The following is a 12,447-nucleotide window of genomic DNA, read 5'->3' as shown; positions in this document are numbered from 1 at the left end:
TCTGCTTGTTGAATTTTGGAGCTGCAAATAGAACCTAATTTTCAATTTCAAATTCTAACTACCAATTATGAAGAGAATCTACTCGATCTCCTTATTGGCATTGCTATTAACTTTTTTCTATGACGCAGCATTTGCACAAAATGTTACAGTTAGCGGAAAAGTTACTGACGTTGCCAACGGACAGCCACTTATTGGCGTAAGTGTGGGTGTAAGAGGCACTACCACCGGAGCACAAACCGACGCAGATGGTAACTACCGTCTTAGTGTACCAGCCAATGTAACTTTAACTTTTACCTACGTAGGATATGTAACACAATCCTTGCCCGTAGGCAGCAACACTACATTAGATGTAAAACTAGCCGCCCAGGTTAACGACTTACAGCAAGTTGTAGTAGTAGGTTACGGTACGCAGCGTAAAGTTGACGTTACCGGAGCTGTTGCCACCGTAAAAGGCGAGGAATTAGCTAAACAGTCATCACCTAATGCTGTAAGCGCTTTGCAAGGTAAAGTAGCTGGTGTAAACATTGTAAACAATGGTGCACCAGGTTCATCTCCACAAGTAACCATACGTGGTACAGGAACGGTTTATGGTAATACCAACGTATTGTACGTTGTAGATGGTGTTTGGTATAATGATATCAACTTCCTGAATCCGCAGGATATTGATAACATTAGCGTTTTAAAAGATGCGTCAAGTACTGCTATCTACGGTATCCGCGCATCTAATGGTGTTATTATCGTAACAACAAAAAGAGGTCGTAAAGGTAAAACCACCATTAACTACAATGGCTATGTGGGTTTACAGAAAGTAACCAACCAAGTAAAAATGGCTGATGCAACTGAATATGCAACTGCCATTAATGAGTTAACTACCACTAACGGTAGCGCTGCTGTATTTGCCAATCCGGCGAGTTTTGGTGCGGGTACCGATTGGTACAAGCAAATTTTACGTACGGCATTTACCACCAATCACCAGCTTTCTGTAAATGGTGGTGGCGAAAAGTCAGACTACAATGTGTCATTAGGAGTTTTAGACCAAGACGGTATTGTTGAAACCAACAGTTATAAACGTTATACCTTAAGTTTAAGCAATAACATCACACCTTTAAAAAACCTAGATTTTGGTGTGAAATTGAATGGATCATACAGCCGTTCACGAGATGTCAACAACACCATTTTCCATCAGTTATTTGGCGCTGCACCGGTTGTGCCTATTTTCAATGATAACGGCACTTATGGCGATCCGGATAATGGTAGTTTAGGTTTCCGTTTAGGTGGCGGTAGCAACTATAACCCGCAAGCTACTATCGATTTTTACAATCAGCGTACCGAGCGTTATAGCTTTACTGGTAACGTATACGCACAGTTAACTTTCCTGAAAAACTTTAAGTTCAGAACATCATTTGGTGGAGAGTTCACTAACAACCAAAATACCAACTATACACCGGTATACCGTGCAACCAACGCACAGTTGGCTACACAAAGTTCATTAAGCAGATACAGAGGCGAAACCCGCAACTGGATTGCAGAAAATACTTTGACCTATGATAACAGGTTTGGCGATCATAAAGTAACCGTGTTATTAGGTCAGACCGCACAGCGTGAGCAGCTATATGCTTATACTTTGTCGGCCCTGAACGTTCCGGCGGGTTCTGAAAGTTCTTATTTTTCATTAGGAACTGCTGCAAGCCGTAACATTGACGATGCTGGTAGTACATTAAATACATTTGCCTCTTATTTTGGCCGAATCAACTACAGCTTTAAAGATAGATACCTTTTAAATGCATCACTTCGTCGTGATGGTGCATCACAGTTTTTTGGCAATGGTACGTACCGCAACCTGCCAGCAGTTGGTGCCGGCTGGGTAATTAGCCAAGAAAACTTTATGAAAGATCAGAAAGTTTTTGACGCTTTAAAATTACGTGCTAGCTGGGGCCGTGTCGCTAATGCAGGTGTACCGTTCAACTTAACTATTCCTTCAACCACCACTGTTCCGGCTTATGTAGCTATATTCGGTGCTCAACAAAATCCGTTTACAGGTACAAGCATCAGTTCTGTAATTCCTCCATTTATAGTTGCCGAAGTTTCTGAAGGTACAGATATTGGTTTGGAAGGTACCATGTTCGATAATCACTTATCATTCGATTTGGATTACTACAACAGAACCAGCAAGGGGGCCGTATTTGCTATTCCAATTCCAGCATCAGTTGGTAGCTTACAAAACAGTATTTATGGCAACCAGGCCGATATCCGCAACCGTGGTGCCGAAGCCGCCATTACCTGGAGAAGCAACAGCAGAGGTGATTTTAATTACAGCATTGGCGGTAACATAGGTTACAATCAAAATAAAGTATTAAAAATTTATTCTACCTTAAATACTACCATTTACAACGGTGGTACAGGTTTATCAAATGGTGCTTTAGCTACCCGCACCATGGAAGGCCGTCCTATTGGTGAGTTTTATGGCTATCAGGTAGCCGGTATCTTCCAAAATGCCGGTGAGGTTACCGCATCAGCACAGCCTAATGCAAAACCTGGCGATTTTAGATATGTAGATACCAACGGCGATGGTACAATTGACGGTAAAGACCGCGTAGTATTGGGCAATCCAAATCCTCGATTCAATTACGGTATCAACACCAACTTCACCTACAAAAGCTTTGATTTGACTTTAGATTTTCAAGGTGTAGCCGGAGCCGAAATCTATAACACCAATTTGGCTTACCGCTTTGGTAACGAAAACTTCACCAAAGATTTTTATGATAACCGCTGGCATGGCGAAGGTACTTCAAACAAGTATCCATCAGTTAATTTAGGTACCACCAGCAACTCCGCACCTAATTCATTCTACGTATCAAGCGCATCTTATTTCAGGGTAAGAAACATGCAATTGGGTTACACGCTGCCATCAAACATTGCCAGCAAGCTTAAAATGCAGCGTTTAAGAATATACGCCAACGCACAAAACGCCATTAACATTTTTGGCTACAAAGGCTTTAGCCCCGAAGTTGGCGGCACACCTACCAATGCTGGTTTAGATGCCAACGTATATCCGCTATTTGCTACCTACAACTTTGGTGTAAACGTTACCTTCTAATAACCTAAGTAATGAGAAATATTAAAAACAATATATATAAAGCAACGAGCATTAGTATGCTTATTGCAGCAACTATAGTTGCACCCGGCTGTAAAAAGGCGTTTTTGGATGTGCCGCAACAGGCGCAAACCCCGGTATCGCAGTTTTGGCAAACAGCTGATGATGCTAATAAAGCCGTGAACGCTGCTTATGCAAACCTGCGTACCTGGAACAACATTGCTTTTGCACCTATCGCGGTAGAAAGCTTAGGTTCAGACGATGCGGAAAAGGGCAGTAGCACAAACGATGCTACCTATCTGAACTTGTATGATAACTTTACCGTTACCTCAACAGATGGACAATTGCAATCTTTTTGGGAGGGTCAGTACCAAAGCATCAATTTAGCTAACCAGGTTTTAGATAATGTACCAAACATCAACATGGATGCTAATTTGAAAGCACGTTATCTGAGTGAGGCTAAGTTTATAAGAGCTTACTGCTATTTTAGATTAGTAAGAGCTTTTGGCGATGTGCCATTACGCCTTACCATACCTAAAAGTGATGCTGACTATAACCTTGCCCGTAGCCCTAAAGCACAGGTTTGGGCTGCTATTGAAAAAGATTTAACAGAAGCCGCAGTGGTATTACCACAATCATATACCGCTGATGATTTAGGTCGGGTTACTAAAGGAGCAGCATTAGCATTACATGCTAAAGTAGCTATGTATCAGCAAAAATGGGCTGATGTGTTGAATTATACTAACCAAGTGATGGGTATGGGGTATTCTTTGATACCTAATTTTGAAAAAGAGTTCCGTTTAGAAAATGAGAACAGTTCAGAATCGGTGTTCGAAATTCAAGCTGCTATTGTTCCGGGAAATGCAGCTGCGTCAAATTCGCAGTATTCTCAGGTGCAGGGCGTGCGTGGAGTTACTGGTGGCGGTTGGGGTTTCAATGTGCCTACTCAAAATTTAGCAGATTCATTTGAGCCAGGGGATACCCGTCGTTTCGGAACTATCATTTTCCGCGGCACTACCACTGCCGAAGGTGATGCAATAGCTGCAACTGGCGATAACCCGATGTACAACTACAAATCGTATGTGCCGTTTAGCCTGTTTGTATCCGGCTTCAACGAAGGCGCGCAGCAAAACCTTCGAGTTTTGCGTTATTCTGACGTTTTGTTAATGAATGCAGAAGCGGCCAATGAGCAAGGTAATACAACGCAAGCTTTATCATCATTAGAAACGGTTAGAGCCCGTGCCCGTCAGGGTAACAACGCAGTACTGCCACGAGTTACTACTACCGATAAAGCAGAGTTGCGTAATGCCATTTGGCGTGAACGCCGCTCGGAACTGGCTATGGAGTATGACCGATACTTCGACGTCATTCGTCAAGGCCGTGCCGCACAGGTTTTTGGTCCAAAAGGATGGAAGGCTAACAAAAACGAAGTTTGGCCTGTCCCTCAAAATGAGATCGACAAAAGCAATGGCGTGCTGACACAAAATATTGGCTACTAATTCCAATTGCTTAAGGCGGTCTTGTATTTACAAGGCCGCCTTTATAACTATTATATAATTAGCAGGCAGCTTTCAGTATTCCAATTACCAGCTGTACTACAACAATTACCTGTTACATATCAGCCTAATTCTTTTAAGCTGATAGGAGATTTCGCTATGAAAAAACATTTAATCGGCATATGCTGTCTGGCTTCTGCCATGCTATGTGCTCAGGTAACCTCGGCCCAAAAAGCACAGCACAGGTCTGCTCCTTCTAAACCTGTTATTCAAAAGAAATTAAGTGACGAACAGTTGCTTAACCTGGTCGAGAAACAAACCTTCCAGTATTTTTGGGACGGTGCCGAACCTCATTCGGGCCTAGCGCGCGAACGTTACCATGTTGACGGTGATTACCCTGAAAATGATAAAAACGTAGTAGCCACAGGTGCGTCGGGCTTTGGCGTGATGGCCATTGTTGCCGGTATTGAGCGGCATTACATTACCCGCAAAGAAGGCTTTAATCGTTTGCAAAAGGCAGTAAACTTTCTGGCAAAAGCCGAACGCTTTCATGGTGCCTGGCCACACTGGATGTGTGGCGAAACTGGTAAGGTAAAACCTTTTGGCCATGATGACGATGGGGGCGACCTAGTGGAAACCGCCTACCTGACACAAGGCCTGCTTTGCGTTCGCCAATATTTTAAAAATGGCAACGCTGCCGAAAAACAACTGGCCGCTCAAATAGACCAGCTTTGGAAAGGTGTTGACTGGAACTGGTACCGCAATGGCAAAAACGTGTTGTACTGGCACTGGTCACCAAACGTGGGTTGGAAAATGAACTTTCCGGTAACGGGTTACAACGAGTGCCTGATTATGTACGTCATGGCGGCCTCGTCACCATCGAATACTATTCCGGCGGCAGCTTACCATGAGGGTTGGGCACGCAGTGGCGCCATTGATACCAATATCAAAGTAAACGGCTATCCAATCCGTCTTAAACATAACGGTGCAAAAGGCACGGTTGGCCCCTTGTTCTGGGCACAGTACTCATACTTGGGGCTAAGTCCTAAAGGTTTGTCAGACCGTTACGCTAATTACTGGACCGAAAACAAAAACCATACACTCATACACCGGGCTTATTGTATAGATAACCCCAAACACTTTAAGGGCTACGGAGAAAATTGTTGGGGTTTAACCGCAAGTTATTCGGTAAAAGGTTATGCCGGTCATAGTCCGTCTGAAGATCTGGGCGTTATTTCACCTACCGCCGCACTAGCTTCATACCCTTACACGCCCGAGTATTCTATGAAAGTAATTCGCCATTTATATGACGACTTAGGAGATAAAGTTTGGGGCAAATATGGTTTTTATGATGCCTTCAGCGAAACAGACAACTGGTATCCAAAACGATATCTCGGTATTGATCAGGGGCCGATTGCAGTGATGATTGAGAACGGCAGATCAGGCTTGTTATGGAAACTGTTTATGAGTTGTCCCGAAGTGAAAGCCGGTCTGAATAAGCTCGATTTTAAATCTACTTACTACAAATAAACATGCGCAAAAGCTTTAAAATACTTATAAGCCTTTTGCTGGGTACTCCTGCCTGGGCACAGGTCAATCAAAATCAAACGTATTGTAATCCCATCAACTTGGATTATACTTACATGATTTATAATGCAAGTGAGGGCCTTTCTTACCGTTCAGGAGCTGATCCGGCGGTGGTGAAGTTTCAGGGCGAGTACTACATGTTTGTTACCCGTTCGCTGGGGTACTGGCATTCTAAAGATCTAACCAACTGGGAATTTGTAACTCCCGAGAAATGGTATTTTCAAGGAGATAACGCGCCCGCTGTTCATAATTACAAAGATTCTGTATTGTACGCAGCCGGCGATCCGTCGGGCTCTATGAGCATTTTATACACCAGCAATCCCAAAAAAGGGGACTGGCAGGCTGTGCCTTTTATTTTGAATGATTTGCAAGACCCTGATCTGTTTATTGACGATGACGGCAAGGCTTATATGTTCTGGGGTTCATCTAATGTATATCCCATCCGCGGCCGTGAGTTAGACCGAACCAAAAATTTCAAACCGGCTAAAGAAATACACGAGCTGTTTAACCTGGATGCTGACAAAAATGGTTGGGAGCGTTTTGGCGAAAACCATACCAGCAAAGAAAAAGGGTATATAGAAGGCCCATGGCTTACCAAGCATAACAACAAGTACTACATGCAGTACGCCGCACCAGGTACCGAGTTTAATGTGTATGGTGATGGTGTTTACGTAAGCGATCATCCGCTGGGTCCGTACACTTACGCACCCAACAATCCGGTGTCATACAAACCGGGCGGCTATATCAATGGTGCCGGGCATGGCAGCACGGTGTTGGGGCCGGGTAATCAATACTGGCACTTTGCTTCTATGTCCGTATCGGTAAACGTAAACTGGGAACGTCGGTTATGCGCATTTCCTGCAGGTTTTGATGCCCAGGGATTAATGTACACCAACACCTCTTATGGCGATTACCCGCATTACTCGCCCGCCATGCCATCTAAAAAAGGAGCCTTTACCGGATGGATGTTGCTGTCATACAAAAAGCCTGTTACGGCATCCAGTGCCCAGTCTGCCGAGTTCTCGGCTGATAAAGCGTTGGACGAAAACGTGAAAACTTTTTGGCTGGCTGCTAAAAACGACGAGCATCAATGGCTGCAGGTTGATATGCAAAGGCCGTCAAAAGTTTATGCCGTTCAAATTAACTACAGCGACTATAAAGCTGATATGTACGGGCGGGTAGCAGGCTTACATCATCGCTATACTGTTGAAGGCAGCGTAGATGGTAAAACTTGGGTAACCTTGGTTGATAAAAAGGACAGCTTTGCCGACGCACCCAATGATTATCAGCAATTGGAAACACCGGTTATCGTACGGTATATCCGTTATAATAACATACATGTACCGGCAAATTTAGCTATATCCGGGTTGCGGGTGTTTGGTAAGGGCAACGGTGCTACACCTAAAGCTCCTGGCAATTTTAAGGTAAAGCGTGCAGCCGACAGGCGCGATGCTATGCTTAGCTGGAACGCCGTAAAAGGTAGTCAGGGATATAATATTAAATGGGGGATAGCACCCGATAAATTATATAGCTCGTGGTTGGTATATGATGCCACACAACTTGATTTAAAAAGCCTGAACACCGACCAAACTTATTACTTCAGCATCGAAGCTTTTAATGAAAACGGTGTCAGCAAAGCCACATCACCCGTAAAAATTCCTTAAATGAAACGTCTTTTATTACTATTCTCGTTTATTACAGGTTTTGTTGCTGTAGCGTTCGCTCAGCAAAAGCCGGCTTTTTACGATGATATTCAAAAATTCAAAGCCAAAGACAGCCTGAATGCACCGGCAAAAGGCGGTATTCTTTTCGTAGGCAGTTCGTCATTCACAATGTGGAGTGAATTGGAAAATGTGTTTAAAAACTACGGTGCTATTAATCGTGGCTTTGGCGGCAGCACACTGGCGCAGGCTAATTATTATATTAAGGATATTGTATATCCCTATCAGGCCCGCCAGATAGTGATATACAGTGGCGAAAATGATATTGCATCCGATGGTGTAAGTGCCATAGAGGTATTAAACCGTTTTGCTACTTTCTTTACCAACATCCGTAATAACCAGCCCGACGTGCCGGTTATCTACATCTCTATTAAACAAAGTCCATCGCGTGCAAAATTTGGTGCAACAATTTTGCACGTTAATGCCCTTATTAAAGAATACTTAACCCATTATAAAGCTACACGCTTTATTGATGTAGATTCTAAAATGCACAATCCGGATGGCAGTTTACGGCCCGAACTATTCAGGCCCGATATGCTGCACATGCAGCCTGCCGGTTACAGCATCTGGATTAAAGAGTTAACCCCTTATTTACTGAAGAAATAATATACAAACAAATGAAGAAAGCGAAATCGCTAGTATGCATTATGGCTTTGTGCGCCGGCGCTATACAAGCACAAGCCCCCAAACCGGTGCCTGCCGATCAATCTAAAATGAATACTTTCATTAGCCAGCTGATGGCTAAAATGACGGTTGATGAAAAGATAGGTCAGCTGAATTTAGTTACCGGCGGCGAGGCTACCACCGGCGAAGCAGTGAGCAATGACGTGGAAGGCAAAATTGCCCAAGGACAAGTAGGTGGTATTTTCAGTTTAACTACGCCTACCCGTGTGCGCAAGGCACAGCAAATAGCCGTAACCAAAAGCCGGCTAAAAATACCGCTGATTTTTGGGCAGGATGTAATTCATGGTTATAAAACTACATTTCCTATTCCGTTGGCTCTGGCAGCCAGCTGGGATATGCCTTTGGTGGAGCGTACTGCACGTGTAGCTGCCACCGAAGCCAGTGCCGATGGTATTAACTGGACGTTTTCGCCCATGGTTGATATTTCGCGTGATGCACGCTGGGGCCGTATTGCCGAAAGTTGCGGAGAAGATACTTACCTGGCATCGCAAATTGCCCGCGTAATGGTGCAAGGCTACCAAGGCGATGATTTAAAAAAGAACAATACCATTATGGCCTGTGTAAAGCACTTTGCTTTGTATGGCGCGGCTGAAGCCGGTAAGGATTACAATACTACCGACATGAGTTTGGACCGCATGTACAACGATTACCTGCCGCCTTACAAAGCCGCTATTGATGCCGGAGCGGGTAGCGTTATGGCATCTTTTAATGATATCAATGGTATACCTGCTACTGCCAATAAATGGTTGCTAACTGATTTGTTGCGTAAACAATGGGGTTTCACTGGTTTTGTAACGTCAGATTATACCGGCGTAAACGAACTTATTGAGCATGGCTTGGGCGATTTACAGCAAGTATCGGCCCGCTCGTTAAAAGCCGGAATGGAAATGGATATGGTGAGCGAAGGATATGTTAAAACGCTTAAGAAATCCTTGCAAGAAGGCAAAGTCGCTATGGCCGATATAGATAACGCATGCCGTTTAATATTAGAGGCTAAGTATAAATTGGGCTTGTTTGATGATCCGTACAAGTACTGCAGCGAAAAGCGTGCGAAAACCGAGATTCTGACGCCGGCCAATGTTAAGTTTGCCCGCGAAACTGCTGCACAAACCTTTGTGTTGCTGAAAAATCAAGGCAACATACTGCCGATTAAAAAAGCTGGTACCATTGCTGTTGTAGGCCCACTGGCTAACACCCGTGCAAATATGCCCGGTACCTGGAGCGTGAATGCCGATTTGGCTAATACACCTTCCTTGCTTGAAGGTTTAAAAGCTGTTGCAGGCAGCAAAGCAAACATTTTATACAGCATGGGTTCTAACTTAACTGCTGATGCTACCCTGCAAAAAAATGCTACCATGTTTGGCCGTGATATTCCACGGGATGAGCGTCCGGAAGAAGTGATCATTAACGAGGCCGTTGCCACTGCGCAAAAAGCTGATGTGGTTATTGCAGCTTTGGGCGAAAGCTCTGAAATGAGCGGCGAAAGCTCTAGCCGCAGCAATATAGAAATTCCGGAAGTACAAAAACATTTGCTAGCCGCCTTGTTAAAAACCGGCAAACCGGTAGTACTGGTATTATTTGCCGGTCGCCCAATGGCTATAAAATGGGAGAGCGAGAATGTACCTGCCATCTTGAATGTATGGTTTGGCGGCACCCAGGCTGCTAATGCAATTGCCGATGTAGTATTTGGCGATGCTAATCCATCTGGTAAATTAGCGGTTACTTTTCCTCAAAACGTAGGTCAGGTTCCTATTTATTACAGCCACAAAAATACAGGTCGCCCATTGCAGGAAGGTACTTGGTTTACTAAATTCCGCTCAGGCTACCTGGATGTAAGTAACGATCCATTGTATCCGTTTGGCTTTGGCTTAAGCTATACTACTTTTTCTTACAGCGATATTAAATTAAGTGCTAACAGTTTTGCACCTGGCCAGTCTATCACCGCAACCGTTACGGTAACCAACACAGGTAAGGTAGAAGGTAAAGAGGTAGTGCAGTTATATACGCGCGATATGGTAGGCAGCATTACCCGCCCTGTGAAGGAACTGAAAGGCTTCCAGAAAATTAGTTTAAAGCCCGGCGATAGCAAAGCGGTAACATTTACTATTAAAGAAGACGATCTGAAGTTTTACAATGCTGATTTGCAGTATGTAGCAGAACCCGGCGATTTTAAAGTGTTTATCGGATCAAATTCACACGATGTGAAAGAGAGTCAGTTTACTTTAGCTGGTAAATAAAAGTATCTTACTTAAATGCAAAACGGGTTATTGCTTATAAAGAGCAATAACCCGTTTTTATTGATAAATATAGCTTAGCGGTTTTTAGCGCTTGCTATGTCCACTTGCTTGGCTGTTAACCATAAAAGCTTTGGTTGTCTGCTTTTTATCGAACTTCATTATAAACCTGAAATTCGGCAATAGATGGCGACGAATCAGCTTCCTGAATGGTTACCCTGATTTTGCTGCCGTGCATTTTGGAAGCACGGTGTAATTTTACCCTTTTGGTATTTTCTCCTTCAAAAAATGTTTTCCACTGGTTATTGTCTTCGTACTCCAGCTTGTATTTTCGGATATTTGGCTTTGATTCAAAAATAACAACTGTGTTAAAAGTTTGCGGTGTTTTAAAAGCTATCTCATACCAAGGTTGTTTCACTTCGGGGTTTGATTGCCATGAACTGTGAAAATCATCGTCATTAGCAAAATCCATAATGTTCATATCATCGCTCCAGCTGGAATTGGCCGGCTGATTTTTAGCCAGGTTTTTGGAAATGATGGGTGCTCCGGTTGCTTTAAAGTTAGCTGGTTGATTGTCTTTTTTATATGTATCACCAATTACTTTCAATGCAGCTAATGCGTTATCATCAAACAAACCTTCACGGTTAGGCGCTACGTTAAGTATGAAGTTGCAATTGGCTTTGTTCAGCGGAACCAAAGTTTCGTTAACTAATTTTACCGGGTCTTTAACCGGTGTGGTTGGAAAATCTGTTTTCCAAAACCACGAGCTTTGCAACGGGAGGCATGCCAACGCAGGCATTTGGTTGGTTTCTTTAGATAAACGCTGCCCGGCACCCATTTCATAAGTTTTGATGTCGGTATAATAAAGCCCGTCTGATGGGTATTTAGCACCGTTCAAATCCATTAAAATGCAGTTAGGCTGCAATGACTTTACCAATTTGTATACTTGTTCAAATGGAACGTCGTCATATGATATTCTAGACCATGGGGCATCCCAACCGTCAATAATCAGTGCTTCGATAGGGCCATATTTGGTTAACAGTTCTTTAAGCTGCTGTTTTACCATGGCAATATGTTTAGGCTGAATTTGGTTTGGGCGAAGTTTATGGTGGGTATCAAGTATGGAATAATAAAGCATTACCTTCAATCCCTCTTTACGAAAAGCCGTCACAAACTCCTTTACTACATCCCTTTTAAAGGGGCTTTGCATTACATTGTAATTGGTTGATTTGGTATCCCAAACGCAAAAACCACTGTGATGTTTAGTGGTAAGGCAGCCGTAGGTCATGTTTGCGCTTTTGGCGGCTTTAGCCCACTGGGTACAATCCATTTTTGTGGGATTGAATTGCATGGGCGATGCTTCCGGATCCGGCCAGTCTTGGTTGTAATAGGTAGGAATATTAAAATGGATAAACATGCCAAACTTCAAATCGACAAAAGCTTTTTGGCGTTCATATAAATCGTTTGATTTACTTACCTGTCCCAACACGTTGAAAGTTAAAAGCAAAGTTGCTATAAACAGAGTGACGCTCCGGATTTTTTTCATTTGAGAATAAAATGTGATGATGAATGAGTTGATTCCAACAAGATTACACAAAATACTTTTTTCTTAATAAAATATTTGGTAAAAG

7 protein-coding genes are annotated in these 12,447 nt (G+C 43.3%); 6 read left to right on the top strand and 1 reads right to left on the bottom strand.

Annotated elements, in window-relative coordinates; all coding sequences use genetic code 11:
• Positions 1–67 precede the first annotated feature (67 nt).
• From GPM24_RS11325 to bglX, 6 genes are all read left to right on the top strand, one after another.
• Positions 68–3,097: a SusC/RagA family TonB-linked outer membrane protein gene (locus GPM24_RS11325; protein WP_158826863.1), complete on the top strand. Its 3,030-nt coding sequence runs from the start codon at positions 68–70 to the stop codon at positions 3,095–3,097.
• A gap of 11 nt (positions 3,098–3,108) precedes the next feature.
• Positions 3,109–4,593, top strand: coding sequence for a RagB/SusD family nutrient uptake outer membrane protein (locus tag GPM24_RS11320; protein ID WP_158826862.1), 1,485 nt, complete (start codon positions 3,109–3,111; stop codon positions 4,591–4,593).
• A 156-nt stretch (positions 4,594–4,749) separates the two neighbouring features.
• Positions 4,750–6,120: a glucoamylase family protein gene (locus GPM24_RS11315; protein ID WP_199269728.1), complete on the top strand. Its 1,371-nt coding sequence runs from the start codon at positions 4,750–4,752 to the stop codon at positions 6,118–6,120.
• 2 nt (positions 6,121–6,122) lie between these two features.
• Positions 6,123–7,841 carry a family 43 glycosylhydrolase gene (locus GPM24_RS11310; protein ID WP_158826861.1) on the top strand — a complete coding sequence of 573 codons (1,719 nt, stop codon included), beginning with the start codon at positions 6,123–6,125 and terminating at the stop codon, positions 7,839–7,841.
• Positions 7,842–8,504, top strand: coding sequence for a GDSL-type esterase/lipase family protein (locus GPM24_RS11305; protein WP_158826860.1), 663 nt, complete (start codon positions 7,842–7,844; stop codon positions 8,502–8,504).
• 11 nt (positions 8,505–8,515) lie between these two features.
• Positions 8,516–10,819: a beta-glucosidase BglX gene (bglX, locus tag GPM24_RS11300; protein WP_158826859.1), complete on the top strand. Its 2,304-nt coding sequence runs from the start codon at positions 8,516–8,518 to the stop codon at positions 10,817–10,819.
• Between the two features lie 145 nt (positions 10,820–10,964).
• Here bglX and GPM24_RS11295 read toward each other — a convergent pair whose 3' ends face one another.
• The gene (locus GPM24_RS11295) at positions 10,965–12,362 is read right to left on the bottom strand and encodes an alpha-L-fucosidase (RefSeq protein ID WP_158826858.1); all 1,398 of its coding nucleotides are present in this window, start codon (positions 12,360–12,362) and stop codon (positions 10,965–10,967) included.
• Between the last annotated feature and the right edge of the window lie 85 nt (positions 12,363–12,447).

This window comes from Mucilaginibacter lacusdianchii, from assembly GCF_009770985.1.
GTDB lineage: Bacteria > Bacteroidota > Bacteroidia > Sphingobacteriales > Sphingobacteriaceae > Mucilaginibacter > Mucilaginibacter lacusdianchii.
Note: the sequence above shows the minus strand (reverse complement) of the source record. Positions and strands in the feature narration are given on the sequence as shown.

Excerpts from the sequence above, each read along its gene's own strand:
- GPM24_RS11325 (WP_158826863.1), top strand. The coding sequence starts at position 68 with ATGAAGAGAATCTACTCGATCTCCTTATTGGCATTGCTATTAACTTTT.
- GPM24_RS11320 (WP_158826862.1), top strand. The coding sequence starts at position 3,109 with ATGAGAAATATTAAAAACAATATATATAAAGCAACGAGCATTAGTATG.
- GPM24_RS11315 (WP_199269728.1), top strand. The coding sequence starts at position 4,750 with ATGAAAAAACATTTAATCGGCATATGCTGTCTGGCTTCTGCCATGCTA.
- GPM24_RS11310 (WP_158826861.1), top strand. The coding sequence starts at position 6,123 with ATGCGCAAAAGCTTTAAAATACTTATAAGCCTTTTGCTGGGTACTCCT.
- GPM24_RS11305 (WP_158826860.1), top strand. The coding sequence starts at position 7,842 with ATGAAACGTCTTTTATTACTATTCTCGTTTATTACAGGTTTTGTTGCT.
- bglX (WP_158826859.1), top strand. The coding sequence starts at position 8,516 with ATGAAGAAAGCGAAATCGCTAGTATGCATTATGGCTTTGTGCGCCGGC.
- GPM24_RS11295 (WP_158826858.1), bottom strand. The coding sequence starts at position 12,362 with ATGAAAAAAATCCGGAGCGTCACTCTGTTTATAGCAACTTTGCTTTTA.